Source organism: Cytobacillus depressus (assembly GCF_008923245.1).
GTDB classification, from domain to species: Bacteria; Bacillota; Bacilli; order Bacillales; family Cytobacillaceae; genus Cytobacillus; species Cytobacillus depressus.
Genome location: NZ_WBOS01000002.1, coordinates 28,229 through 55,064, shown reverse-complemented (window position 1 = coordinate 55,064; position 26,836 = coordinate 28,229). Strand labels below are relative to the sequence as shown.

Genomic DNA, 26,836 nt, shown 5'->3' with positions numbered 1-26,836 from the left:
ATAAAGGCAGATCTGACCCTTTCTTATTTCGGAAAGGTAATTGTGAATTTAGTTCCTATTCCTTTCTCACTGCATACTTCTATTTTTCCATTATGCAGCTGAACAAGCTGTTTAACGATGGATAGCCCGATGCCAAACTCCCCAAATGCTTCACCCGTTCGTGAAACATCAGCCTTATAAAAACGATGCCAAATCGATTCAATTTCTTCCGGATCAATGCCAATACCAGTGTCCTCAATTTCAATCACCGTTTTAGTCTCATTCTCGATTCCTCTAAGGAAAATAAGTCCATTTTCCGTAAATTGATTACTGTTTTTGACGATATTGATTATGATTTGGATAATCCGATCATAATCAGCAAAAATCATTATATGTTCATCACATTGAACCAAGATTTGATTGCTTTTATCTACTGCCTGTATATTGAGCTGTTCTTTGACTACTTCAAGGACTTCCAATAAATTAATTTCAATTTTATCAAGCTTGAGCTGATTGGAGCGGATTTTTTCATAATCAAGATTTTCGTTCACTAATCTAATTAATCGTTTTGCTTCTCGATCAATTAAGATCATCCCTTTTTCGATTTCCTTTTCGGGGATTAACTGATTTTTAATCCCTTCCGCAAGACCGCTAATTGTTGTTAACGGCGTTCTCATTTCATGGGAGACGTCGGCAATAAACTTTCTGCGCCGATTTTCCAGCCGCTCAATTTCTTCATGGGATTCCTTTAATTTCGCTGCCATTTTATTAAAATCTCTTGCTAGCTGGCCAATTTCATCAATCGATGACTCCGGAACATTTACATCGTAATTGCCAGCTGAAATCATTGAAGCCGCATTGCGAATATCTTTTATACGTTTAATTAAAGTTTTTGAGAAAATGAGACTAATTAATATAGATGCTGATAACGAGATGACAATCGTATATAAAAGAAATTTATTTAACTGTGTGATCATCTTCATCGTCCCAGTAATCGGGGACAATAATAGAATTCCTCCTGTAAGATGATCTCCTTTCATAAGCGGGATCGCTACAAGGGATACTTCTTGGCCAAAACGCTTTATATCATGTTTAACTGACACTTTATTTCCTTTATAAATTTCTGCCCATTCTGCTTCAGTTAACTGGATTAAAGGGGAGCTTTGTAATTTTGGATAGATGACCTTCCCTTCATAATTGAAAAGAATATACTTAATATGCCTCGTATCAAGCAGATGAGTATATTCTGCTAAAAATTGTTCATTTCCTTCCATTCTTACCGTTAATTCTGTTAAAATTTGATCCCCGTATCCCTCAAGCTCTTCCACTTTATTCTGAAAAATATAGCTTTCTACAAAATGCGAAAATGATAAGCTTAAAATTAGAAAGGCGAGAATGAGAATACTAATATGGCTAATTAATAGCTGATAAAAAAACCTAATCCTCATTCCCTGCCACCATTTCATCAAATTTATAGCCTATGCCCCACACTGTTTGAATAAAAGGCTGGTCGTGTGTTCCAATCTTTTTTCTTAACCGTTTAATGTGCACGTCGACTGTCCGTTCATCTCCATAAAACTGATAGCCCCAAACACGATCTAAAAGCTGCTCTCTAGTAAAAACCTGCTTTGGATGTTTAACAAAATAATAAAGCAAATCAAATTCCTTTGGTGTGAGGTTGTTAAGAAGCTGGTCATTATAATATACCTCTCGGGAATCTTTACTTATTTTAAAATATTGACTTGTAATGAGATTCACTTCTTCTTGCTCCACAGCTTCTGAATGATATCGTCTTGTCACCGCTTTAATTCTAGCCATTAAGGCAAGTGGGCTAAACGGCTTTGTCACATAATCATCAGCACCCATTTCAAGTCCGAGCACTTGATCCGAATCGCTATCCTTTGCTGTCAGCATAATGATCGGTACTTGGCTAAGCCCGCGAATTTTTCTGCAAAGTGTTACCCCATCCATAATCGGCAGCATCCAATCCAAAATAACAAGATCCCAATTTTCTTTATTAAAACGGTCAAAGCCATCTTGCCCATTATGAACGAAAACTCCTTCATATCCTTCTTTCATAAAAAACATCTCAAGCATTGAACAAACACTTTCATTATCTTCAACTACGAGAATTCTCATAAAAAATGCACCTTCCCATTTCTAAACCTTATCTTTAATGTAATCGAATCCTTCCCTATTTTACAATAAAGTGAAACTTCTTTCAGTGGGAGGCTTTTTTCCCACTGAAAGTTAGTTGCGGCCCACAGGATGTGGGTCACGCAGACGTTGCCACAGGACGTGGCGCTCTTAGTCTGCGTTCCTTAAATCGGGCCTTTACGGGCAGTTGACCCTCCACTTATTCTTCATTATACTCCAATCTTTGAAGTGAGGGTCTTACTGCCCGTTAATCTGCGATAAATATCGCTTTTATCTTAGCATTTGCGTACGCGGCCAATTTTTCCCACATGAATTTACTTTTTATGGACATGCTAACTTATGACATATTTATAAAAGGAGAGTGCAAATAATGAAAAAGATTTTAGTGAAAGTATGGTTTATTAGTTTTGTTATTTTTGGATTAACCTTTGTACAAACAGCTAGTAGTGCATACGCAAAATTCCATAATGAACATTTTGACGGTCATAGCCATCATCACCATATCATTAGTGATGCAGAATTGGTGAGACTTTTAGATCAAGGATATTCTAAAGGGGAAATTCTAAAAGCGGCTCATATTGCCAAATTCGCCAATAAAAAGGTTGATGATGTTCTTAAAGTCTATAAGGAAAATGATTCCTCTTGGGAAAAAACAGCTAAACATTACGGATTAGATTTAGAAATGCTGAAAAAGAAACACCATGAACATAAGGAAAAGTTTCTACAAGAACATAAAGAAGTAGTTATAGCAAATGTGGCGAAGTACTTAGGGAAAAAGAAAGAAGACATTCAAGCATTGGCGGATGAAGGGATTCCACTTCGCTTTATTATTGCCGGTGCAGCTATGTCAAAAATAAGTAATAAAGATTTAGCCGAACTGATAAAGTTGAAAAAGGAAGGAAAATCCTTTAAAGAAATTAAGGAAATCTTAAATATTGATCGCCATCAAATGTATACTGAGATGAAAACATTAATGATGAAAATTAAAGAGGACATTAAAAAATAATTCATTTAAAAACGGCTGCCGAGGCTTTCAAGGCAGCCTTTTTAATAGAAATTCCTACAATTTCGCATATTTTGAGTCTCTCTTATTCATATCACATTTTTTGATTTTGTATGCGAACACCCAACCGTGCGTATCATAAAATGTTATAATTATCTAGATAGGCATTTTAAGTAATTTTTAATCAAGGAAAAATGGGGGAAACTATATGATCGATATACCAGAAACTGTTGCTATTCAATCAATGCATAAAGGATTATCGAAACCAAAAGTTGCAAAAATAATATTTTTTATCTGTTTTGGTTCTGTATTAATGGGAGTAGGAATTGAAGAGTTTTTAGTTCCGAATCAAATATTAGATGGAGGAATCACTGGGATCTCCATCATCCTTTCACACTTAACCGGGATGAAATTAGGTTTATTTATCTTCATTTTGAATATCCCCTTTTTCTATATCGGCTACAAACAAATTGGTAAAACCTTCGCATTATCCACTCTCTTAGGAATTACCGTTCTCTCTATTTCAACCGCGCTTCTTCATGATGTGCCCGTTTTTACAAAGGACCCGCTTCTAGCAACTGTATTTGGAGGGATGATTTTAGGAGCTGGCGTTGGAATTGTCATTCGTTATGGCGGTTCTCTCGATGGTACTGAAATTTTGGCCATCCTTGCCAATAAGAAGCTGCCATTTTCTGTCGGGGAAATTGTCATGTTTTTCAACCTTTTTATCTTTACTTCAGCAGGATTCGTGTTCGGCTGGAATCGAGCGATGTATTCAGTCCTCGCCTATTTTATTGCTTATAAAACAATCGATATCGTCATTCAAGGACTTGATGAATCGAAATCAGTGTGGATTATTTCTGAAAATCATCGAATCCTCGGAGATGCTATTTTAGCAAGACTCGGCCGTGGCGTCACTTATTTAAATGGCGAAGGCGCCTATACTGGAGATAATAAACAAGTCATTTTCTGCGTAATTACCCGGCTTGAAGAAGCCAAATTAAAGACCATTGTCGAGGAGCTTGATCCCCACGCCTTTTTAGCCATCGCTAATATTACTGAAGTTCGCGGAGGCCGCTTTAAGAAGAAGGCGATTCATTAAAAAAGCAATTCTTTCAACCTGAAAAGGTGCCCCTTTGGCACCCTTTTCTACTTTTGATATAGATTATTAAACATCCGTTTCATGAAATAATCATCCTCGCATTTTTCACGGATAAAGGGAATTTTCTTCCCTCGCTCTACCTTTTTGTCCTTTACAATCCAAGCATTTCCACTTTCCTCCAAATGAATGGCAATATTTTGATGTTCTAAATCCTTATAAAAAATATAAGCCGCATCCGGATTCCCATGGAAAAAATAGATCCGTTTCTCCCCTAATGATTCTCCGCTCAAATGCTCCTTCAGACTTTCTATTTGTGAGTCCCGCTTACCCGCAACAACCGTATATTTCATTAAATCAATAAAATTTAAATACATACTTTGATCAACAATTTCATCATACTTGTGACCAAAGCTAGAGAAAATATCCTTCATTATCGCTTCATTAAAGGCTTTATTTCTCATATCTTTTTTCTCTGCACAATCAATTTCTTGCTTATCAGAGCTTAATGCTAACACCAAATTATCTGCAGCTGTAAAAAAAAGAACAAATGTCATACCAAGATAAAAAATTAATTTCTTCAATTTTTCTCACCTCATCTATATTCTTCCAGTGAGAAAAAGAAATATTCCCATTCACCATTCATTCAAACAATAAAAAAAACAACGACAAGCAATTCCTGTCGCTGTTAATTAGTTCTTTATAAATACTTCCGATGAATCCCTTTTCCATCATACGTAAATAGCATATTCTTTCCTTCCACGATTGTTTCGAGGTGGACACTTCTACCCCACAGTTGTTGGACATATGGGAGGACTTTTTCTAAATATTTGAGGTCGAGCTCAACGCCTTCAAACCAGTGCTTTAAATAGAGCTCGCCATTTTTTAAATAATCTCCGTCATTTACAGTTAGATATGGAAACCCTCCATTAACGCGCATATTCACGAGCTGATCGCGGACATGTTCCCAATTCTTATCGACGACTTTATAGTCTTTACCTTGCTTTTGGAATAGATACATATCTTCTCTCAATACTAAATCTTTAGTTAAATAGTTACGGAGGAAGGAAATGTCTGATTCAATTTCCCGCACTTCAAACATTTTCTCGCGGCCCGATCCTGGCTGAACGCCACGCTGTTTCATCTTTTCTGTCGGATTATTATATCGCTCTTCAATATCCTCAAAGATTTTTAGGCCAAGATAATATGGATTAATACTTGTGCGTGAAGGCTGAACAACGCCTGCATTTAATTTTGCGAACTCCAATGCCTCAGCACTCGTTAAATCCATTTCCCTAAGGATGCGCTGATGCCAATACGATGCCCAGCCTTCGTTCATGATCTTAGTTTCCAGCTGCGGCCAGAAATAGAGCATCTCTTCGCGCATCATTGTTAAAATATCACGCTGCCATTCGGAAAGCTCTCGGCTGTAACTTTCAATAAAGAGCATTAAATCCTTTTCTGGCTGAGGAGGGAGTTTCTTTTTCTTCTTTACTCGCTCAGACTTCCCTTTATTTCGGTCATCAAGCTTCCATAAATCATCATAAGGAGAGACTACTTCAGGATCCTCATCCTCATACTCCTTATCATCTAAATTCCAGACAAGCTTTGGCCTCATTAAAGATGGATCAATATGCTCTTCGATAGCTAGAACGGCATCGAGGAAGGTTTCCACTTCTTTTTTTCCATGCTCAATTTCATATTGTCTAATCCGCTCTGCCGTCGCTGCCATGCTTTCAACCATATCGCGCTTTGTGTTCTGAAACCTTACATTGTTTTTGAAGAAATCGCAATGAGCCAGTACATGGGCGACAATTAGTTTATTTTGAATTAATGAGTTAGAGTCGAGCAAAAAGGCGTAACACGGATCTGAATTAATGACAAGCTCATAGATTTTTGAAAGACCGAGATCATAATGGAGCTTCATTTTGAAAAACTGCTTTCCAAAGCTCCAATGGGAAAAACGCGTGGGCATCCCATAGGCACCGAAAGTGTAAATAATATCGGCTGGACAAATTTCATAGCGCATCGGATAATAATCTAACCCAAAGCCTTTTGCGATTTCCGTAATTTCCTCTATCGCATAATGCAGCTTTTGACGATCCTCTTCCATCATTCACCATTCCTCCTTTTTGTTCTTATCACAATCTATGAAAAAATGGGCAGAATGATGAATTGGAGTTAACACAAATTAGAAAAGCGGAAGCGCCTTGATCACCCCCGACAAGCATAAGACAAGTTGGCAGGAAGGCTGCATTTTACCTTCATGACAAATTGGCTTATGACCTCGAGGTCGACAAAAAAGCGACGTCCTGTCGCATTGTCGACACTAGTACGTCCTGTACGTCGGGGGTAGGCGCTGGAGCTAGACAAAAAAAAGCGGAAGATTCTTTTCTCCCGCTTTTTTCACCTTAATCATCATATTTTACATTTAAAACTTTCCCAGAAACCGCATCAATGTCAACATCAACTTCGCCTTTACTAGTTTGTAGTTCGATTTCGTAAATTAGCTCATTGTCGTCATCATCACGGTCGATTTCCGTTACTTTTCCGTTCACTGCCTTTTCAGCAATCTCAATCGCCTTTTGAGTAGAAATGGAAACTTTTTGATTGGATTGAGCTTGTTTTTCAAAATTATCATTGTCATTCACGTCTTGATCTTCTTTCACTGAAAGAACGGTTCCTTTTAGTGAATCAACATGGACTTCAACTTCTTTTACGCCATTTTTGATTTCAACGTCATAATAGCTTTTGCCCATTTTACTTTCTAATTCAACACTCTTTACATTTCCCTCTGCTTTTGTTAAAGCAATCTTGACGGCTTCGTCATGAGAAATCATCTTCTGTTCCGTTTGTTGCAGTTCATTTTTCTGAAGCTCAGATTTTGTGTTATCATTTTTTGTTGCTCCTGCAGCAACTGCTCCTCCTAAAATGATTGCTGCTGATACAGCGCCAATTAATAATTTACCTTTCATTAATAATTCCTCCATAAAATCTTTATCTCTTCGGTACATTTACAATATACCTTGGGAAGATTAAAGAAAAAGGATAGGAAGATTAAAAATTGATGAGAATTAACAAATGCGCAAGCGCCTTCGGAACAATTACAGATCAAATTGTTCCTGCGATGATTATGCTGCCTAAGCGCTCCTTTTGGAGCTGAACGTCAGTTAATCATCCGATGTGATCGATATAACTTCACCGGTAATCGCGTTAATTTGGACAGTTACTTCTTTATCGTCTTTCGTTTCAATTTCTACAAGATAATAATTGAGCGAGCCGTTAGATTCTAAATTGACATCATCTATTTTTCCTTTTATTTGTTTTAAAGCAATTTTTATAGCCTCTTCCTTTTTAATAATAACCTTTTCTTCTTTTTTAGGCTTTTCCGGAAGTTTCGGGATCATTTCATCTAGATTTTCTTTATTTTGATGTTCTTGATTTGAACCGATTACAGAAGAGTTTCTTTCACTAAATGAGATGATTTTTCCATTCTTAGCATTTAAGTTAATCTCATAATTGCTCTTATTTCGTTTCATCTCTATTTTATATTGATTATTGTGAAGCTCCATTCCTATTACTTCTCCGCTGTACCTTTCCTCTACTAAAGCTTTTGCTTCTTTTTCCGACAAAATTTCAGCAGCCGGCTTTAATTGAGGGCCCCATTGTTGAAAGATAATAAAAAGTATTACTGCTGCCAATAAGGTAATCAATATCCAAAAAGTTCGTTTCTTTTTCATTTGTTTAACACCCCACCTTCTATACTCCCTCCATTTTCCTATATGAAAATGAGAAAAAGATGAGAATTCATTAACTTTTTGATTTCATGTATAAAGTCACAGTTGTACCTACAGATACTTGGCTATCAATGTGGATACGGACACCAATAGCATCGGCAATTTCTTTTGATAATGCAAGTCCGAGACCTGATCCGCCGCTTTTTCTGTTTCTTGCTTCGTCGACACGGTAAAAACGATCAAAAATCCTTGGCAATGCACTTTCAGGAATTCCGATTCCTTTATCAATTATTTTGACAAAAGCACCGTGAGGCTCCTTGCCAACAACAATAATGATTTTTTCATCACTATATTTTCTAGCATTATCAAGAAAGATAAATAACAGTTGCTTCAGCTTTTGCTCATCTGTAAATACAAAAAGCGAATCTGATTGCTCACCTTTAATTACAACATCCCGGTTATAAGCATTTTGATATCCCTTCGCTGTTTGTTTCAATACATCTATCAGATTTACGTCAGTGAACTTTAAGTTCCATTGTTCATGATGCTTCGCAAGCAGCAGGAGCTGTTCAGTCATTTCCCTCATCCTAATTGACTCTGACAGGATCGCATCGACCGATTCAGCAAAAACTTTCGGCTCCTTTAAGCCTCTTCTTTTTAACAAGCTTGCATAGCTTTCGATAATCGTTAGAGGTGTTTTAAGCTCATGGGATGCATTGGAGACAAACTGTTTCTGCTTTTCGAAATTTGCCTCCAGCAAATCAATCATATGATTAAAAGTTTCCCCCATTTGAAAGAGCTCGTCCTTTGACTTTTCCTTTAATGATAGCCTTTTAAATTCACCGCTCTCTTTAATTTCCCTCATCGTTTTAATCATGCTAATAACGGGGTTAATCATTAGATTGCTTAGCACACGGCTTGAAATAAAAACTGGTATTAAAGCAAGAATGGTAACGATTAGCAGCACGATCCTAAGTGTGTGCAGATTTTCGATAGCTGTATCCAAGCTTTTTGTAATTTGCAGGTTCGCTACCTTTCCATCTGGGAGAATAATGGGCATTGAATTAAAAGCATAAATATGATCTTCTATCTTGAGTTTTTCGCTTATTTCTCCAGAATAAAATTCCACATTCCTCTTCCTTAATACTTGTTCATTTAAGGACGTGACAGATGGTGCCTTCTTATAATCAGGTCTGACAATTCGAATCATCCCATCAATTGGAAGGTAAGCTCTAAGTAGTTCATCCGCCGGGATTGTTCCTATATTTTGGTTAATCATCTTTGACGTCAATTTCATTTCATCTGAAGCCAGTTCCAGTTCACTATTAACAACTAAATTGCTAAATAGAAGATAAATGGAAATATTCATCAATACGAGCAAAACTGTAAATAGAACAGCGGTATTTAAATTAATCTTATTCCGTAGATTCATTTTGCTTCCTTCAGCACATAACCCACACCACGAATCGTATGAATTAATGGCTGTTTTTCAGGCAGATCAATTTTTTTCCTTAAATAGCGAATATACACATCAACGACATTTGTGTCGCCCAAAAAATCATAGCCCCATACCGCTTCTAATATTTGGTCGCGATTTAGTACCTGCAATTTATTTTTTAATAAGTAAGCAAGAAGATCATGCTCTCTTGGCGTTAACTCGATTTGATCTTCACCTCTTAGTACTTCTCTTGTTTTTTCATTAAGCTTTAAATCGGCAATTTTAAGCCAGTCAGCTTCTTCTTCTGTTTGTTCAGCTGGTTTAAATCTTAATGCGGTACGAACCCTTGCAAGCAGTTCTTCGATTTGAAAAGGTTTTGTTATATAATCATTTGCTCCTAAATCTAAACCAGAGACTTTGTCCTCAACTGAATCCTTTGCTGTTAATAACAGTATAGGGGTATGACTGTCATTCATACGAATCCGCCTCAGTAATTCTATTCCACTTAAACCAGGAAGCATAACATCTAATAAAATCAAATCCCATTCTTTTGTTCGATACTCTTCTAGAGCTATAATCCCATCAAATACCTTTGTTACTTCATATCCCTCATATTCAAGCTCTAGTTCAAGAAGCCTGGCAATTTTTTCTTCATCCTCGACAACTAGAATTGATTCTTTATTCAACAAGGTTTCCTCCCTATTATCAAATGAGCTTTACTATTAAGGTTAGCAAAATATTGAAAGATAAAAGAGAAGAAGGGATAAGAGAGAATCAATCGTCTCTCTTACCCCTTTTGCTCTTCTACTATTAGCTGAAGAAGCTTTTTATTTTTTAAACTATGGGAAACTCTCACTGTTACCTTGACAGGCTGATTATTTTCTTTCACTTGAAATATAAAGGAGTCTATTACGTCTGTTTCAGATAATTTCTGTCTGCCAGCGTATTCATAATCGACGACATCGATGCCAGGATAATTCTCTTTCACAACTGAAATGGCAATTCGGCCGTATTTTTCATAATCGGGGGCTTGGTTTTCCGCAGATGCAAAAATATTGGCGTTCAAAAATAAGCCAATCGTTAATAATATGCAAAATAGCTTTTTCATTTTCTTCCTCCCAATTTTGTTCTTTCACCTATTATTTGCGATGACTTTTTATTTTATGTATGATGTTTTACTCGTTAACGATCGCTCTTTTATGCAGGTAAAAATTGATAATCCCAACATGACAATATGTCCAACATTTACACCGTAATTTTTCATCGCAAAATCATATGCTAAAGTCAACTCCTTAAAGAGGAGGAAAGGACAAATGAATAAACTTGATTATGACCGTGCGTTATATTATACACACCGTTCAGAATGGGATAATTTGCTAATTCTAATGGTCAGAACAGAAGATCAGTTTCTTTCCAAAAAAATTGAGCATTTTCTTCATGCCTACAACTTTGAAAAAGATTATTCCGTTATAGAACGACATTTATATTCTTTACTCAGATACATCGACCATGCAAATACCAACACTGCTGTAGATATTCAAGAGGAGCTTTTTCAATTACAATGAAACGAAATGCGGAAGCGCCTTCGGAACAATTACAGATCAATTGTTCCTGCGATGACTATTCTAAGAAGCTTTCCTTAGTGGTCACCCCCGACAAGCACACAACAATCCTCACGGAAAAGTGAACTTTCCTTTCTGGGAGGAATGGCTTGTGACCTCGAGGAGGTAGGCGCTGAAGATAGACAATTCCACCAAAAAACACGGTTCGAGAAAGGAACCGTGTTTTTCAAGTTTTGTCACATCTCATTAATCAATTTTTCCGTTAATTTCTCTTAAAAAATGTGCCTAAAAAGTTTTAACCCTTCATTTGAACATACATATTCGTATACATTTGTAGATCATTCATTAATTGATCTACTTGTTTCGCTGGCTCTTCGAAAAGCCAATCGTTTTCATAATCGAAGCAGTCCGGATCTAAAACGAGTTGTCTAGGGATTACATTAGCATAGACGCCTCTGCCCACGATTCTCATATTCGAGAGAGCATTGATGCCGCCTTTTCCTCCCCCTGCTACTACAAGCAATGCGACAGGTTTATTAGCAAATTGCTCATTTCCTAAGAAATCAAGAGCATTTTTTAATGCTCCACTCATTCCGCTATGGTACTCAGGAGAGGCAAGAATAAATCCGTCTGCGTTTGCGACCTTTTCGCGTAACGCTTTAACAGCGGGCATTTGATATTGCTCTTCTTCTCCATTATATAAAGGAATCTCCCCGATGCTTAAATCAATTAGCTCCACTCCGTATTTCTTGGCGATAAATCTGGAGGCAATCCCTGTTCTGCCTTTTTTTCTTGGACTGCCATTAATAATTAACAGTTTCAAAATCATCATCTCTCCTTTTGGTTTTTTCCATGATTTAATGAAATACATATGTCAATCTCAGCGCTTGTTAATATTTTTGCGGAATGGGAGAGAGTGTAACTTATTTTTACGTAAAGTGAACATTATTTTATCGCAGATTAACGGGCAGTAAGACTCCCACCTCAAAACTTTAGATGAATCGGAGAAGCTTAGGTGGGAGATCAACTGCCCGTAAAGGCCCGATAAGTTCAACTAACATTCACTGGGGGAAAAAGCCCCCCACTGAATGAAGTTTCACTTTATTATGCCATTTCTTACTGCATATAGCGCAGCTTGAGTCCGGTCAGAAAGAGCAAGCTTAGATAGAAGATTTGACACATGGGTTTTAACTGTTTTCTCCGTAATGAAAAGATCTGCGGCAATTTCTTTATTACTTTTTCCCTTGGCAATCTCCTGTAAAACTTCAAGCTCCCGTTTCGTTAGCTCATCTAGCGGCTTTTTTTCAAATTGGTTTTTAGCTGATAAATGGGTTAATAAATGAGTCGTTGCTTTTGGATGAAGCTGATTATTTCCACTCATTAATTGGATGATCGCTTTAACAAGCTCATCCGGCTCAATATCCTTTAATTGATAGCCTGAAGCACCAGCTTCAAGGGCTGGAATAACATGATCTTGATCTGAAAAGCTCGTTAACATCATAATTTTTATGTCTGGACATTGTTTTTTTATTTCCCTCGTTGCCTCAATGCCATTTAATACGGGCATTTCTAAATCCATTAACACAATGTCCGGCTGAATCTGAATGGCAAGTTCAACTGCTTCCTGTCCATTTTTAGCTTCACCAACGATTTCTATCTCCGCCTGCGTTTTTAGAAAAAAAACTAATCCGCGCCTAACAACATGGTGATCATCTGCAATTAACACACGTATAGCCATTTTTCTCCCCCTAAACTGGTATACAAATTTCAATGGAAGTCCCTTGCTTTTCAGAGCTTTTTAGATTAAACTGTCCATTTAAGAATTCAGTTCGATCCTTCATGCTCTTTAAGCCAAGAGTCGGAATATCTTTAAGACTCTCATCGCAGTGAAAGCCACAGCCATTATCCGAAATAACCATCTTAACTTGATTTTTTTCTACAGTTATCATCAAATCAACTTTAGATTGCTGAGAATGCTTTTTACAATTTGCAAGCGCCTCTTGCCCAATTCGCCACATTGCCTCTTCTACTATCCCAGGCAGTGAAACAACTCCTGTTACCTTTGTTTTCACTTCTAAATCAAGCATTTCTCCATAATTAATTAGTGCACTTATAATGCCATTTTCCAAACCTCTCGGCCGCAGTTGCCATATTAATGCCCGCATTTCACTCAAAGCTTCCTGTGCTAAATCTTGAATATATGCGAATGTTTCTTTTGTTTCCTGTTCTCTTGTGAGCGCTACTCCTCCCTTTGCTGTCAAGCTTAAGGAAAACAGAAGCTGATTGACGGAGTCGTGTAAGTCCCTTGCTAAGCGGTTTCTCTCGGCTGTAAGAGCGTTTTCCTGCTCACGTTCTGTTAGCTTAATTCTCTTTATGGCAGTACCAATTTGAAAGGCAATGGATTCCAGTAAAGCTAATTCTTCATGAGAAAAATGCGTCTTATGCGGGGCCCCTACATTAAGAATGCCGAACTTTTCCTCCCCTGCCCGAAGTGGAACGGTGGCATGATGTGTTAAATTGTTTGTGTCTGCTCTTTTTTCAAATAAGGCATCCTCAATTCTTTTGCACTCAATAATATTTATTGCTTTGTACAATCTTCCATTGTTATAGCGATCAATGCACCAGCAGTCTCCTTTGCACATTGGCGCACAATTGCTATGTGACAAGGCGGGCGGCAGATTTTCCATTGCAGCTAATTCATAGCTCCCATCTCGTTCCATTAAAAAAATCCATCCCGTTTCAAGTCCAGTAACATGAAGTAATTTAGCAAGAACCTCTGATAAAAGGCCCTTCATCTCGGTCCCTTCATTTAACAGTTCAGCAATTTCTTTTAATATCCATATCTCCGAATGGCGGTTTTCCGATGACACCTATATTCCTCCGTCTCGTCCCAATATCCTTTAAATCCATTATAAATCTTTTTCAAGCTTTAAGCCTTAGCAATTGGAATGAGAAAATCTACGACTAAAGTTGTAGATTTCAGAAGTAAAAAACACCGAAGCTATATTCTTCGGTGCTAACATTTTTTTATTGAGCAGTAGTTAAATTTAACTTCTCGTCAACAATCGCCATGAAATTCTGTTTAATTGACTGTAGTTTTTCCTTACTTTCCGTTTCACTTAACCCGTTAATACCAAAATAAAATTTAATTTTCGGCTCTGTTCCTGATGGTCTTAAGCAAATCCAAGATTCGTCCTCAAAAAAGTATTTAATTACATTTGACTTTGGAAGGTTTATGGTTTCCTTAACACCATTGCTTTTAGTACGTATGCCAGTTAAATAATCCTCAATCGCTGTTACTTTTAAATCACCTAATTGCTGCAGAGGATTAGAACGGAAGGATGATAATGTTTGCTGAATTTGCTCTGCACCAGCCTTCCCTTTCAACGTAATGGACTCAAGGTCCTCTAGATAATATCCATATTGCTCGAATAAAGCCAATAGGCCTTTGTATAAAGTCATTCCTTTTTTCTTATAGTAGGCTGCCACTTCAGTAGCTAAAAGAGCTGCTTGCACCGCATCTTTATCGCGGGCAAAATCTCCTATTAAATAGCCATAGCTTTCTTCATAACCGAATAAAAACTGATATTCACCTGATTCTTCATACGTCTTTATTTTTTCGGCAATGAATTTAAACCCTGTTAAAACATCCTCAGTTTTAAGTTCAAAGGAAGAAGCAATTTTTCTGCCAAGCTCTGATGTCACAATTGTTTTTAAGACGATGCCATTTTCCGGAAGGGTATTCTTTGCCTTTTTCTGAGATAAAATATAATGCAGAAGGAGCGCTCCCGTTTGGTTTCCAGTTAAAAGTACAAATTCTCCAGAATGATTTCTAACAGCAATCCCTAATCTGTCTGCATCAGGATCAGTTGCAATTAAAAGATCCGCTTTCTTCTCTTCTCCAACCTTTATCGCCATTTCGAAAGCCGACTTTTCCTCTGGATTCGGACTTTTCACAGTAGAAAAATTAGGATCTGGCAGCTCCTGTTCTTTCACAATATGTACTTTATATTTCAATGCTTGTAACGCATCCCGTACCGGTTTATTGGCTGTTCCATGTAATGGCGTAAATACGATGGAAAGATCCACTTCATTGCCAAGCTCAGGATTTTCAGAAATAGTTAATAGGTGCTCTACATATTTTTTGTCTATTTCTTCGCCTATGATTTTTATTAGCCCTTGCTTTTTTAATAAAATCTCATCATTTACTTCTATCAAAAGTTCATTTTCAATTTCATTAACTTTTGAAATAACGAGATCTGCCGCTTTTGGTGGGAGCTGGCCACCGTCAGCCCCATACACTTTATAGCCATTATATTCAGGCGGATTATGGCTGGCAGTTATCACAATACCTGAATATGCTTGTAAGTACCGGACAGCAAAGGATAGTTCAGGCGTCGGTCTTAATTCATGAAAAACATAAACTTGAATCCCTTTTGACGCAAGCGTCTTTGCCGCTTCCATGGCAAATTCCTTTGACATATGACGGGAATCATAGGCGATGACAACCCCTTGTTTTTTCGCTTTTTCTCCATTTTCTTCTATGTAAGCGGCTAAGCCAGCTGATGCTTTTCTCACAGTATAAATATTCATGCGATTAGTCCCGGCGCCGATGACTCCACGCATTCCGCCAGTACCAAACTCTAAATCCTTATAAAAAGCATCCTCTAGCTGCCTTTCATCGTTTTTCAATTTTTGAAGTTCCTCTTTTAAGTGCAAATCTAATTTTTCATACTCCATCCATCTAGCTGCTTGTTCTTTCCAGTTCACGTAATTCCCTCCTAAATTAAAAAGCCATCCATCATTCTATTTCAATAAATAGAGAATATTCCCTTTTAAAATTTTTCTTGTTTTTATGACAAAAATATCTGATGAATTTTTTGATATTAAGATAAGCTCATGACAAAATTATGACGGAATTTAGAATAAAAAATGATAAAATCCGTAAATAATTTACAAAGCTAATCGTTAAGTACTATAATTTATTAATCATCAATTTGAAGGAGTACATTATGAGCAAACCTCAAAAAGATAATCGGGAATCTATATTATTTATATCTTGGGCTGCCTCTGTGATAGCGATGTTTGGAAGCCTTTATTTTTCAGAGATTCGCCAGTATGAGCCATGTACACTATGCTGGTACCAAAGAATCCTTATGTATCCCTTTGTTATTTTACTAGGGATGGCTGTTATAAGAAAGGATTATCGAATCGCCATTTATACAATGGTCCTCTCTGGAATTGGTGCCTGTATTTCCATTTATCATTATTCCATTCAAAAGGTCTCCTTTCTTGCAGACCATGCTGCTTCGTGCGGGAGGGTTCCTTGTACTGGACAATACATAAACTGGTTAGGATTTATCACGATTCCTTTTTTAGCTTTAATTGCGTTTATCACTATTTTTATATGCAGTTACTTATTATGGAAAAAAACGAAAGAGGTAAAATAACATGAAAAAAGTAGTAATTTTTCTTGCTGTCATTGTAGTCCTATTTGGGGCTGTAGGCTTTTTGACAAAAATGCAAAACGAAGAAAAGGTTTCTGAGGATAATAAATATAAAAAAGATACACTCCATCCAGAGACTATTGCACAACTAGATGATCCTAACTATCAAAACTTAATCCTTCCCGAGGAATTAGATAAAAAACTAAAAAATAAAGAGGATGTTACTGTTTATTTTTATAGTCCAACTTGTTCACATTGCCAAAAAACAACACCTGTTGTTGCCCCACTTGCTAAAGATATAAACGTCGATCTTGTCCAATTTAATCTTCTTGAATTTGATAAAGGCTGGGATAAATATTTAATTACGCAGACACCAACCATTGTTCAATATAAAAACGGAAAAGAAGTAAATCGTATTACAGGGGAACAAGACGAGGCTGTATTTAAGCAATGGTTTAGCGAAAATAGTCAAAAGTAGTAAAAAACGCCAGCAATTCACTTTGCAGGCGTTTTCATATTATATTAATAATTCATTCGCAGCTTTAGTATAAATGCTCAGCATATCTTCCTTCATCATTTTTTCTTCACAAAAATGACTATAAGAGAACGGGAAACATAGTCCAAATGATTGCAATGTATAAACATTCTTTTCAAATAAGCTCACATATCTTTCATCTAAATTGGAAGATTCTAATATGGAAATAATCGTTTGTAAACTAGAAATCACTTGGTAAGCTTCTTTTAATGTTGTAAAATTTTCTGAATGCCTCGATGTAGTATGTAATACTTGCAAGCGCTCAAATTGTTTAATTTCTTCATCAGGAAAATATTGCGGAAAGATATTTGAAAATAAACTTTGGACAAGTTCTTCAATTTTCTGCACTTGTTCAGGAGTTGATGCAAAAACAACCTTCACATAAATAACCACCTTTTAATCATTAACCTTTTCGTGAAATATACCAATAGAATACCATATTCACTAGGTAATATAGGGTGGTAATTAAAGGCATAATAAGATCATTTTTACGATAGTTAGGAGAAAATTATGATAAAATCCAAAAGATACGGAGATTGGTTTGAATTAACTGTTCCCCTTGAGTGGGAAGGATTTACTATTGATAAAATCCTTAGAAATATTTGGAATGCACCAAAGAAACAAATACATCAGATGAGAATGGATAAAGATATTAAAGTAAATGGGGAGTTCACTCCTTGGAATGCTCCATTAAAGAGCAATGATAAGCTGCAAATTAAAATGTTTTTTGAAGAAGCTGCTGGGGGGGTGCCGGCCTTTCATCCTCTTGAAGTTCTATATGAAGATGACCATATAATGGTTTTAAATAAGCCGGCACATATGGATACGCATCCGAACGATTCTAGTCAAACAAATACATTATTGAATGCTGCAGCATACTATTTACAATCTGAAGGCGAATATCAGAAAGTAAGGCATGTCCACAGACTTGACCGCGATACTACTGGCGCCGTCCTCTTTGCAAAGCATTCCCTTGCAGGCAGTATTTTGGATCGGATGCTGGAAGAAAGATTAATTAAACGAACGTATCTTGCTCTCGTCCATGGCAAGATTAAAACAAAAAAGGGTAAAATTGAAGAGCCCATTGGCCGTGATCGCCATCATGCGACGAGACGGCGCGTATCGGCTAGCGGACAGCCCGCGATTACACATTTTCAATTATTGAAAACGTATGAAAAAGAAAATTTATCATTAATCAAATGTCAATTAGAAACTGGACGTACACATCAAATTCGTGTCCATTTTAGCCATATTGGCCATCCATTAGCAGGAGATCGTTTATATGGAGGAAAGCCCTTGTTTGACCGACAAGCTTTACATGCAGCTAAATTGGAGTTTATCCATCCTTTTACTTTAGAAAAGATAATCTGCCATGCTCAATTGCCTGAAGAAAATAAATCCTCAGTCCTTTCAAATCTATTGAATGTTGAAAAGTTTGAACTATAAAATGAAAATGGCCGATTCTTCGTCGAAATCTCGACTTAGAATCGGCCATTTGTGATTTATCAAAGCGCATATACTTTCCTAATTGTCTAACCTAAAGGCGCATTCGCTTTTCGGTCAATCCGTTGTTCTTCTAAAAGCTCGCATAATAAGGCTTAACAGAAAGACGAGCACTACGGCGCCTATTAATGCTGGGATAATGGCAAAGCCGGCGATATCTGGACCCCAATGTCCGAAGATGGCAGATCCTAGCCATGCCCCTACAAATCCAGCAATAATATTGCCAAACACTCCACCAGGGATATTTCTGCCTACAATCATACCGGCAATCCAGCCTATAATTCCACCTATAATTAATGACCATAAAAAACTAAACATTATATCACTCCTTGCTGTTTTAATATTAGTTTTTCTTCATCTTTTTTCTTCTATACAAAAATCCAAATACCATTTTATGCAAATAAAAGCTTTGATACAAGCTTTATTCTTAAAGGTAACTTACCCACCATCGAGCATAATTACACATTTTTTTAAAAAACATGGTCTATTCATAAGCAAAGCGATTGCTTCATGCAATCGCTCAATTAATATAAACGGCTAATGCCTTGATTTTATGTAATAAATATCCGCTCTCAATTCGTCCAAAACTGGGCAATTTACAAAAAAATTATAATCTCATAATATTTTCACATACTAAGTGAAAGGTATTGGATTCATGAAAATCCCGCTTTAATTTCTCAATTTTTACTAAAAATAGCTAGTTGTATTAAACTTTTTTAGATATTTTCAACTTTTTACGACTAAAAACTATCTAATTCGCCCAATTTCGTATAAAATTAACTTCGTTTGGGTGAAATTTTTTGTATGGAGGTTTAAAAGATGGCTTTAAAAAAGAAAGATAAGTTTATGTCACTGTTAAGTAACATAGCGATGAATGTGAAAGAGGGAGCAAATTACTTTGCCGATTATAAACTAAACAATGTGAGCGATTTAAAACCCTTTTCAGAAACGATGAAGGACTATGAGTCTAAAGGGGATACATATGTTCATGAAGTAATAAAAGAGTTAAATAACGCTTTTATTACACCTATTGAGCGTGAAGATATTCTTGCTCTTGCGATGAGTCTTGATGATGTCATTGATGGAATTGAGCATTGTGCAGCTTTATTTGAAATGTATTCCATTACGCAAGCAGATGATTATATGCTGAAGTTTGTCGATGCCATTAAAAACTGTTCATATGAAATTGAGAAGTCCATCGAGCTTCTTGCAAGTAAAAAATTGCTACAAATCCGTGAGCATGCAATCAAGATTAAAGATTATGAATCAAAATGTGATGGCGTCCTTCGCCAATCCATTAAGCATCTTTTTACTGTTGAGAAGGATCCAATTAGAATTATTCAGTATAAAGAGATTTATGAGAACATGGAAAATATTGCTGATAGCTGCCAAGAAGTAGCTAACACATTGGAAACCATTATCATGAAAAATGCGTAAGGAGCCGTAACATATGGATGGATTTTTGATATTAACAATCTTAATTGTCGTAGCTGCCTTAGCATTTGATTTCATTAATGGTTTCCATGATACAGCCAATGCGATAGCTACGGCTGTTTCAACGAAGGCGCTTAAGCCGAGACATGCCATTTTATTGGCAGCTGTCATGAACTTTGTCGGTGCAATGACCTTTACAGGAGTTGCTAAAACGATCACGAAGGATATTGTTGACCCGTTTACATTGCACAATGGATCATTAGTTATTCTGTCTGCATTAGTTGCAGCAATTTTTTGGAATTTATTAACATGGTATTACGGAATACCGAGCAGCTCTTCCCATGCACTCATAGGTTCAATTGCTGGTGCAGCTATCGCTGCTTCTGGATTTGCTGCTATCCATTACCAAGGATTCCTCAAAATTCTAGAAGCGCTCATTTTCTCACCAATCCTCGCCTTTGTTATTGGATTTATTGTTTATAGTATTTTTAAAGTAGTATTCAAAAATAATAATTTACCGAAAACGAATCGGAATTTCCGTCTCATTCAAATATTCACTGCAGCCCTGCAATCATATACACATGGGACGAATGATGCCCAAAAAGCAATGGGAATTATCACAATGGCACTAATTGCAAATAATTATGTCACAACTACAGATATCCCATTCTGGGTACAATTCTCCTGTGCATTGGCAATGGGACTTGGTACATCTGTCGGAGGATGGAAAATCATTAAAACAGTCGGTGGAAAGATTATGAAAATCCGCCCTGTCAATGGAGTCGCAGCTGATATAACTGGGGCCATGATTATTTTCGGTGCAACATTTATCCATTTACCAGTCAGCACGACTCATGTTATTTCGTCTTCTATTTTAGGAGTGGGTTCTGCTCATCGCCTTAAAGGGGTTAAGTGGGGAACTGCGCAAAGAATGTTGATTACATGGGTCATTACATTACCTATTTCTGCAACGATTGCAGGTCTTGTTTATCTTCTGCTAAATGCAATTTTTGGTTAATTAAGCATTAAGAGGAAAGGAGCATTCCTAACCTCTTAATGCTTTTTTTAAAAACTTCCCGGCAGAGAATCAATTCTCCAGCCTTTATCTGTATTGCGAAAAACAATATGAACTGTTTCAGTCACTAGACCATCACCAAGAGGAACTTTTAAATCGAATTCCTTCTCTGGGCCTAAATCCTTTGTTAAAAAAACACTGGCCCTTTTAAAGTCGGCAATCGAGCCACCATCTGCATTCGGTTGAGCAAGCTTTCCATTATGCTCAACGATTCCAGCCATCTCCATATATTGATGAATTGCTTTAGAAGTGAAAGTGCTTGAAAGTAGATCAACCACTTTTTCTTTTGTATCTAAATCGCTTCCCATATACCGATAATCCATATCGTTAAATGTAAAGCTTTCGATTAAACCGTCTTCCATTTTTCCACCACTCGTAATGTACCAATAATTCTTTTCGGCTGTTTGGACCATCTTTAGCAAATTCTGCTCTTCTAGACTTTTCAATTTCTCAAAATAAGCTCCTGGCCTTATACTCGAAATGATTTTGTTAGTCATATCTTTTGCCGTTTGACTATGATCATTTTCATGCTTCCTTATTCCATATATAAGGGTGTCAGTCTCGAATAGACGGGATAAGCCATAATCTTCTATAGTCTCTATCCAATCCTTTTGATAAACTTCAACCGTAAATAAAAAACTAAGGTTCTCGTTTTCCAATGCAGAATAGACATTGACAATAAACTGATTATTACTTCCCGCCTCACTTTTCAAAATTAGATTAGCAGCCAGGCTTTTCGGTACTGCCAACGTGAAATCTGCTTCCTTCACATAATAGTTAACAGTTTCACCTTCTTGATGTAGCCGCTCCTCAATTTCCCTTTTCAGTTTTTCAAATTCCGCACTTGACGGAATCGTCGCTTTCAAATTCATTCCCCTCTGAATGGCTTGGAGTGCTTGTTCAGGATGACCTTCTTTTAGTCTTGCTTCAGCAAGATAATACCAATAATACGAAGCATTCGGGACAGCTTGAGCCCTTGCCTCATAATATTCAGCGACTTTAGAGAAATAAGCAGGATAAAAGCTATAGTCTTGTTGAAAGCCTGTTCCAGGGTCCCACCTGACAAGTTCAGTTGAATATACATCTGCCATCTCTCTCTGCCAAATAGCAATTCTTGCTTGTGAATCTTTTTTGTTCTCAGGATAGAGGATTTCCATTTCATGATAATTAAGCTGTGTTAATTTTTCCAATCCGCCTTTTTGAGAGTCCCATGTAAAAATATCTAGCACATTTCCGGCAGATGCACCGATTTTCCAGCCTAATAATAATTCTTGCTTGCCATCACCTGTAATATCTGCACTGCTTGCCCAGCTTATTTCATACCCTGTTCCCTTTATCTCGGTTACCTCTTCCCACTCGTCTTTTACCTTTTTTAAAATTAATGCTCCTGGTTGCTCCTGCTTTCCAATCGATTGGTATAGAATAACCATTTCATTATTCCCGTCCCCATCTAAGTCCACTTGAAAAAACGGATCCCCGCCAACCGGCTGACTTGCCGCTGCATAGATCGTTCCGGCAGGCAAAAGCTCTTTTGTTTTTATTAATAAGTCATCTGATGCCTCCGCATATTGTGGCGCTTTAATTAAAGTGGCTGGCTCTGGTACAAAGTTACATCCTCCAAGTAATACCGCACTGCACAATATGAATAATACTAAACGTAACATATCCCGCTATTCAACCTCCAAAACTTGACGATTTATCCTTCTTAACCTGCAAGGTAATGATTGCTTTAGTTCCTTTGCCAACCTCGCTTTTTAATTCAAGATTCCCGTTATGTGCTTTGAGAATTTCCTGACAGATTGCTAGTCCGAGACCGGTTCCCGCCTCACGGAATCTTCCTTTATAAAACTTTTTCTTTATCACAGGCAAGTCTTCAGGTGGGATCCCCTTTCCCGTATCGGTAATTTCAATGATTGTCAAATGCTTAGTCTGTTCAAGCGCCATTGTAATCTGTCCATTCTGAGGAGTGAATTTTAGAGCGTTATCCAAAAGATTAATAAGTACTTGCTTCATTCTATTCCTGTCCAAGCGAACGATTAGTTGCTCCGGTATTGAAAGGGTGATTAATTCAACTTGTTGCCTTTTTGCACGCGGAAGGAGCTGTCCAGCTACTTCTTCCACTAATTTTGGTAAGTCTACTAAGGTAAATTTGTATTCCACTTTGCCTGTCGATAGGCTGGATAAATCGAGTAAATCACCAAGCATTACATTTAAACGATCGCTTTCATTTGAAATGATTTCTAAGCCTTCTTTGAACATTTCATCATCTGTCATCGAATGTAAAGTGACTGCCCATCCTTTGACAGATGTTAACGGGGTTCTTAATTCATGGGAGATGGAAGCAATAAATTCATTTTTCAACTGTTCATGCTTTTCAACTTCCCGTGCCATGAAGTTTAATGTTTCCGCAAGCTTCCCGATTTCATCATCTTTTTTCTTCGGAATTATTATCGTAAATTTTCCTGACGCCATTTGTAGAGCAGCTCCCGTAATCTCACTTATTGGCTTTGTAATCGTACTCGCCACAAAATAGCTCATCAAAGCAGCAAGCAAAATAACAATAGCTCCAATGCCTGCTAAATGCAGCGTGTTTTTCAGAAAAACAGATTGTAAATAATCGAGAGAAGTAATAAAACGAATTGTTCCAATTGGTTCGTTTTGGACAAAAATTGGCTGTGTGACCGCGAGCAGCCTTTCACTGCCATTATCTCCTGTCCAATACCCAGTCGTTCCATTTAACCCAGCTTTCACATCTTCAAGTGTGCTCAAATTTAAAGGTCCTTGTTCAATTGTATTGGCGATGACACTCCCATCTACATCAATCATTTGCACTTGAGCAGCTATGTTAAAATTATATTGTTTAAGGAGCTGTTCAGCTTGATCTTCTAGCCTCCCCGCTTCAAAATATTGTTCATAAAAGGTGGAAAACATGGAGCCTTGATCTCTCAGTGCTTGTTTTACTCCTCCCATATAATAAGAGTGAAGGGCGGTAAGAATGATAGACTCATATAACACGACAGTAAAAATAATTAATAATAAGTAACTCCAGACAAGACGCTTTTTAATCCCTTTTTTCATCCAAGCTTCTCACTTTCCTGAAAACAATACCCTAATCCCCAAATGGTCTTTAAATATAATGGATTGGAGGGGTCATCTTCGATTTTCTCTCTTAGCCTGCGAATATGCACATCAACCGTTTTGGGGTCACCAAAATAATCCAACCCCCATACTTCATCAAGGAATTCATCCCTTGTGATCGGCATATTCAATCTTTCGAAAAAAAATTTCATTAACTGAAATTCACGGGGAGTAAGCTTTAATAATTTCCCAGACTTATAGACTCTTTGCGTTTTTAATTCCAAAACATATGGGCCGGATTCTATTTTTTCGACCTTTACTAGCTGGGACGAGAGCTCAGTTCGCCTTAATACAGTTCGCACTCTTGCGACAAGCTCTAATGGATTAAACGGCTTTACAATATAATCATCAGCACCAAGTTCTAATCCCAGAATTTTGTCCATATCCTGTCCACGTGCGGAAAGAATAATAATCGGCAACAAAGGATTCTCCTCCCTTATCGTCGTGCATATTTCAAAGCCATCCATATCCGGAAGCATAAGATCCAGTATGACTAGTGAAGGGCTTTGCTCTTTAACAAGCTGGAGGGCGATCTTCCCTTCAGCTGCCTCAATCACATCAAAGTTAGAACGCTGTAAATTAAATGCAACTAATTTCCGAATGGATTTTTCATCTTCAACAATTAAAATTTTTCCATTTGCCGTCATTTCTTCCACCCTATAATGATATTTTTGAATTTGCCCTATCTAAAATAGACGTTAAAAACTGGCGATTGTCACATCTTTCCATTATATTTTCATCATCATAAAAATTCCCTAAAAACCTTCTTTATTCCTCTTTTATTTATTGGCTCTTTCTGTAAAATAGAGGTAAATAAATCATTGTAGGAGGGCATAACAATGCCTGATTGGTCCTATCATCCTTTATTTAAGCAATGGATTAACAGGCTCCCAAATGCAGCGGGGAGAGAGTTTATTCATAGGGGAATGAATTTGATTGCGGGAGTTCCAGGCGGTAAACGTATTATTGATTTTTTAGGCCATATGGAGCCATCTAAAGCCTTAAGCAAAAATTATTTCAACAGTACTTTCATTAGCCCAATCGGCTTAAGCGGAAAAATAGATCCTAATATTTCAGGTACGAAAGCCTTCTCTCATTTAGGCTTCGGTTTTATTGAAATTGGTCCTGTTTCGCTTTTTCCTAGTGCTGCGGATAAACATGCGCATTTTGATCTTAGAACAGAGTCGATTTGTTTTCCAAAGCCTCTGGCATCTATCGGACTTGAACAGACTTTGCAAAAACTTAATAAGCAAAACCTAGATACTCCTCTATTTATTCGACTAAGCTTGAATCCATCTGAAAAAATGAATGATCTATTAAAGCTGGCGAAATCATTGCGGCCTTTTGCAGCTGCTTTTGTGATTGAATGGAGTGGGGGCAATCATAATCTTGAATTTATCGAGCATTTTGCAAAAGAAAGCGAAATGCCGCTTGTCCTTGCCATCGCTCATAATACAGTGAAAGCAGTTCTGCCACATTTACAGTTACTAGTCAGCATAAACGCCATTCATGGGATAATCATTGAAGAAGCCGATGGTAACCTGGATCAATATCAACAAACGAGTGGAATTGCTGATGCATTAATGTTATCCATGAAGAATGGGATTCATAGCATCCCTGTAATCACGTCAGGAGGCGTATATGAGCCTGAGGATGCTTTATTGTTCCATGAGCTTGGGGCAGACCTTATAATGCTATCTGGCGGCTATGTTTCAACAGGGCCCGGTTTGCCGAAAAGAATAAACGAAGCGCTTGCGGATGAACTAATTAATGAAAAGGAAATTAAGGAAATTCAAGGCTGGAAATGGTATTGGCTTTTTGGCCTTATTATTTTATGCGGGGGATTTCTTGCTTTATTTTTCAGTATGACGAGAGTCATTCTACCGTATGATGAAAGATTCATCCAAATGACGAGAGATGAACTAATCGCCCTCAATCCAAATATAATAAAATTTATGGCGCATGACCGAATGACTCTAGCTGGAACGATGATTTCCGGGGCCATTATATATATGCAACTCGCCAAACATGGAGTGCGATTTGGCTTGCATTGGACGAGGAAAGCATTCAATATCGCGGCCATCTCCGGCTTTTTAGGAATCCTGCTTTTTATTGGTTACGGCTATTTTGATTGGCTGCATGGATTATTTTGGCTCATTCTTCTTCCCTTTTTTCTTTGGGGTGTTTTTACGACAAAGAAAGCCATCCACTCCCCTCGATCAAAAAATCGGAAAAACACTAGGAGCTGGAAAAAATCTCTTTGGGGCCAGCTTTGCTTCGTTGTTCTGGGATTTTCATTCGTTATTGGAGGAATTGTTATTTCTACGATAGGGGCAACAAGCATTTTCGTCCCGACAGATATTGGGTTTATTTGCTTACCGCCAGAAATCCTGCATGAAATCAATAACCGCCTTATTCCAGTCATTGCCCATGATCGGGCTGGTTTCGGCAGTGCCTTATTTAGCGTAGGTCTGCTTGTGCTTATGGTGGCATTATGGGGATTTAATCAAGGCGCCAAATGGGTATGGCACACCTTCCTGTTAGGAGGGATTCCTGCTTTCTTAGCTGGCATTTTGACACATTTTTTTATCGGCTATACAACATTTATTCATCTACTACCAGCTTATTTTGCTTTACTTCTTTATGTGGCCGGGCTTGTTTTATCTAGAGAGTTTTTATTAAACATGCAAAAATAAAAATCGGCAATGCCAGGTTGGCACTGCCGATTT

The 26,836-nt window shown here is 37.4% G+C and carries 27 protein-coding genes; 9 read left to right on the top strand and 18 right to left on the bottom strand.

Going from position 1 to position 26,836, the window contains the following annotated elements:
* Positions 1-23: 23 nt before the first annotated feature.
* Both F7731_RS05580 and F7731_RS05575 read right to left on the bottom strand, forming a co-directional pair.
* Positions 24-1,427, bottom strand: coding sequence for a sensor histidine kinase (locus F7731_RS05580; RefSeq protein WP_151533782.1), 1,404 nt, complete (start codon positions 1,425-1,427; stop codon positions 24-26).
* Entirely contained in the window at positions 1,417-2,118 is a 702-nt protein-coding gene (locus F7731_RS05575; RefSeq protein ID WP_151533781.1) for a response regulator transcription factor, read from the bottom strand. The genes F7731_RS05580 and F7731_RS05575 overlap by 11 nt, the downstream gene beginning before the upstream one ends.
* A gap of 388 nt (positions 2,119-2,506) precedes the next feature.
* On the opposite strand from F7731_RS05575, the gene F7731_RS05570 reads away from it, so the two are divergent.
* Together F7731_RS05570 and F7731_RS05565 are read left to right on the top strand one after the other, a co-directional pair.
* Positions 2,507-3,142 carry a hypothetical protein gene (locus F7731_RS05570; RefSeq protein WP_151533780.1) on the top strand — a complete coding sequence of 212 codons (636 nt, stop codon included), beginning with the start codon at positions 2,507-2,509 and terminating at the stop codon, positions 3,140-3,142.
* A gap of 241 nt (positions 3,143-3,383) precedes the next feature.
* The gene (locus tag F7731_RS05565) at positions 3,384-4,241 is read left to right on the top strand and encodes a YitT family protein (protein ID WP_425481988.1); all 858 of its coding nucleotides are present in this window, start codon (positions 3,384-3,386) and stop codon (positions 4,239-4,241) included.
* 47 nt (positions 4,242-4,288) lie between these two features.
* Here the strand turns inward: F7731_RS05565 and F7731_RS05560 are convergent, their stop codons facing one another.
* The 7 genes from F7731_RS05560 to F7731_RS05530 form a co-directional block, all read right to left on the bottom strand.
* Positions 4,289-4,822: a hypothetical protein gene (locus tag F7731_RS05560; protein ID WP_151533778.1), complete on the bottom strand. Its 534-nt coding sequence runs from the start codon at positions 4,820-4,822 to the stop codon at positions 4,289-4,291.
* Between the two features lie 116 nt (positions 4,823-4,938).
* Positions 4,939-6,354, bottom strand: a complete 1,416-nt coding sequence (locus tag F7731_RS05555) for a SpoVR family protein (RefSeq protein ID WP_151533777.1) — start codon at positions 6,352-6,354, stop codon at positions 4,939-4,941.
* A gap of 295 nt (positions 6,355-6,649) precedes the next feature.
* Positions 6,650-7,213: a PepSY domain-containing protein gene (locus tag F7731_RS05550; protein ID WP_170289640.1), complete on the bottom strand. Its 564-nt coding sequence runs from the start codon at positions 7,211-7,213 to the stop codon at positions 6,650-6,652.
* A gap of 195 nt (positions 7,214-7,408) precedes the next feature.
* Complete coding sequence (locus F7731_RS05545) at positions 7,409-7,978, bottom strand: PepSY domain-containing protein (RefSeq protein ID WP_151533775.1); 570 nt, start codon at positions 7,976-7,978, stop codon at positions 7,409-7,411.
* A gap of 70 nt (positions 7,979-8,048) precedes the next feature.
* Complete coding sequence (locus tag F7731_RS05540) at positions 8,049-9,407, bottom strand: sensor histidine kinase (RefSeq protein WP_151533774.1); 1,359 nt, start codon at positions 9,405-9,407, stop codon at positions 8,049-8,051.
* Positions 9,404-10,099 carry a response regulator transcription factor gene (locus F7731_RS05535; protein ID WP_151533773.1) on the bottom strand — a complete coding sequence of 232 codons (696 nt, stop codon included), beginning with the start codon at positions 10,097-10,099 and terminating at the stop codon, positions 9,404-9,406. Before F7731_RS05535 ends, F7731_RS05540 begins: the two co-directional genes overlap by 4 nt.
* A gap of 101 nt (positions 10,100-10,200) precedes the next feature.
* Positions 10,201-10,521, bottom strand: coding sequence for a DUF3889 domain-containing protein (locus F7731_RS05530; protein WP_151533772.1), 321 nt, complete (start codon positions 10,519-10,521; stop codon positions 10,201-10,203).
* Between the two features lie 205 nt (positions 10,522-10,726).
* On the opposite strand from F7731_RS05530, the gene F7731_RS05525 reads away from it, so the two are divergent.
* Entirely contained in the window at positions 10,727-10,978 is a 252-nt protein-coding gene (locus tag F7731_RS05525) for a YhdB family protein (RefSeq protein ID WP_151533771.1), read from the top strand.
* A 292-nt stretch (positions 10,979-11,270) separates the two neighbouring features.
* Here F7731_RS05525 and F7731_RS05520 read toward each other — a convergent pair whose 3' ends face one another.
* From F7731_RS05520 to F7731_RS05505, 4 genes are all read right to left on the bottom strand, one after another.
* Positions 11,271-11,798, bottom strand: a complete 528-nt coding sequence (locus tag F7731_RS05520; RefSeq protein ID WP_151534407.1) for an NADPH-dependent FMN reductase — start codon at positions 11,796-11,798, stop codon at positions 11,271-11,273.
* A 273-nt stretch (positions 11,799-12,071) separates the two neighbouring features.
* Positions 12,072-12,713, bottom strand: a complete 642-nt coding sequence (locus F7731_RS05515) for a response regulator (protein ID WP_151533770.1) — start codon at positions 12,711-12,713, stop codon at positions 12,072-12,074.
* A gap of 10 nt (positions 12,714-12,723) precedes the next feature.
* Positions 12,724-13,845, bottom strand: coding sequence for a GAF domain-containing sensor histidine kinase (locus F7731_RS05510; RefSeq protein WP_151533769.1), 1,122 nt, complete (start codon positions 13,843-13,845; stop codon positions 12,724-12,726).
* A 157-nt stretch (positions 13,846-14,002) separates the two neighbouring features.
* Complete coding sequence (locus F7731_RS05505; protein WP_151533768.1) at positions 14,003-15,745, bottom strand: phospho-sugar mutase; 1,743 nt, start codon at positions 15,743-15,745, stop codon at positions 14,003-14,005.
* A 242-nt stretch (positions 15,746-15,987) separates the two neighbouring features.
* Here F7731_RS05505 and F7731_RS05500 point away from each other — a divergent pair, with 242 nt between their 5' ends.
* Complete coding sequence (locus F7731_RS05500) at positions 15,988-16,425, top strand: disulfide oxidoreductase (protein ID WP_151533767.1); 438 nt, start codon at positions 15,988-15,990, stop codon at positions 16,423-16,425.
* Position 16,426: 1 nt separating this feature from the next.
* Entirely contained in the window at positions 16,427-16,900 is a 474-nt protein-coding gene (locus tag F7731_RS05495; protein WP_151533766.1) for a thioredoxin family protein, read from the top strand.
* Between the two features lie 39 nt (positions 16,901-16,939).
* Here F7731_RS05495 and F7731_RS05490 read toward each other — a convergent pair whose 3' ends face one another.
* Positions 16,940-17,338, bottom strand: a complete 399-nt coding sequence (locus F7731_RS05490; protein WP_151533765.1) for a YhcU family protein — start codon at positions 17,336-17,338, stop codon at positions 16,940-16,942.
* A gap of 132 nt (positions 17,339-17,470) precedes the next feature.
* On the opposite strand from F7731_RS05490, the gene F7731_RS05485 reads away from it, so the two are divergent.
* Entirely contained in the window at positions 17,471-18,403 is a 933-nt protein-coding gene (locus F7731_RS05485; protein WP_151534406.1) for an RluA family pseudouridine synthase, read from the top strand.
* A 114-nt stretch (positions 18,404-18,517) separates the two neighbouring features.
* Here F7731_RS05485 and F7731_RS05480 read toward each other — a convergent pair whose 3' ends face one another.
* Entirely contained in the window at positions 18,518-18,778 is a 261-nt protein-coding gene (locus F7731_RS05480; RefSeq protein ID WP_151533764.1) for a GlsB/YeaQ/YmgE family stress response membrane protein, read from the bottom strand.
* A gap of 501 nt (positions 18,779-19,279) precedes the next feature.
* On the opposite strand from F7731_RS05480, the gene F7731_RS05475 reads away from it, so the two are divergent.
* Complete coding sequence (locus F7731_RS05475) at positions 19,280-19,897, top strand: DUF47 domain-containing protein (protein ID WP_151533763.1); 618 nt, start codon at positions 19,280-19,282, stop codon at positions 19,895-19,897.
* A 13-nt stretch (positions 19,898-19,910) separates the two neighbouring features.
* Complete coding sequence (locus F7731_RS05470) at positions 19,911-20,912, top strand: inorganic phosphate transporter (RefSeq protein ID WP_151533762.1); 1,002 nt, start codon at positions 19,911-19,913, stop codon at positions 20,910-20,912.
* Positions 20,913-20,959: 47 nt separating this feature from the next.
* Here the strand turns inward: F7731_RS05470 and F7731_RS05465 are convergent, their stop codons facing one another.
* From F7731_RS05465 to F7731_RS05455, 3 genes are read right to left on the bottom strand one after another with little or no spacing between them, the layout of a single operon-like run.
* Entirely contained in the window at positions 20,960-22,633 is a 1,674-nt protein-coding gene (locus tag F7731_RS05465; protein ID WP_151533761.1) for a DL-endopeptidase inhibitor IseA family protein, read from the bottom strand.
* A gap of 10 nt (positions 22,634-22,643) precedes the next feature.
* Positions 22,644-24,047, bottom strand: a complete 1,404-nt coding sequence (locus F7731_RS05460; RefSeq protein WP_151533760.1) for a sensor histidine kinase — start codon at positions 24,045-24,047, stop codon at positions 22,644-22,646.
* The gene (locus F7731_RS05455) at positions 24,044-24,754 is read right to left on the bottom strand and encodes a response regulator transcription factor (RefSeq protein ID WP_151533759.1); all 711 of its coding nucleotides are present in this window, start codon (positions 24,752-24,754) and stop codon (positions 24,044-24,046) included. The genes F7731_RS05460 and F7731_RS05455 overlap by 4 nt, the downstream gene beginning before the upstream one ends.
* A 192-nt stretch (positions 24,755-24,946) precedes the next feature.
* Between F7731_RS05455 and F7731_RS05450 the strand changes: the two genes are divergently transcribed.
* Positions 24,947-26,803, top strand: a complete 1,857-nt coding sequence (locus tag F7731_RS05450) for a beta/alpha barrel domain-containing protein (RefSeq protein WP_151533758.1) — start codon at positions 24,947-24,949, stop codon at positions 26,801-26,803.
* The last annotated feature ends 33 nt before the right edge of the window (positions 26,804-26,836 follow it).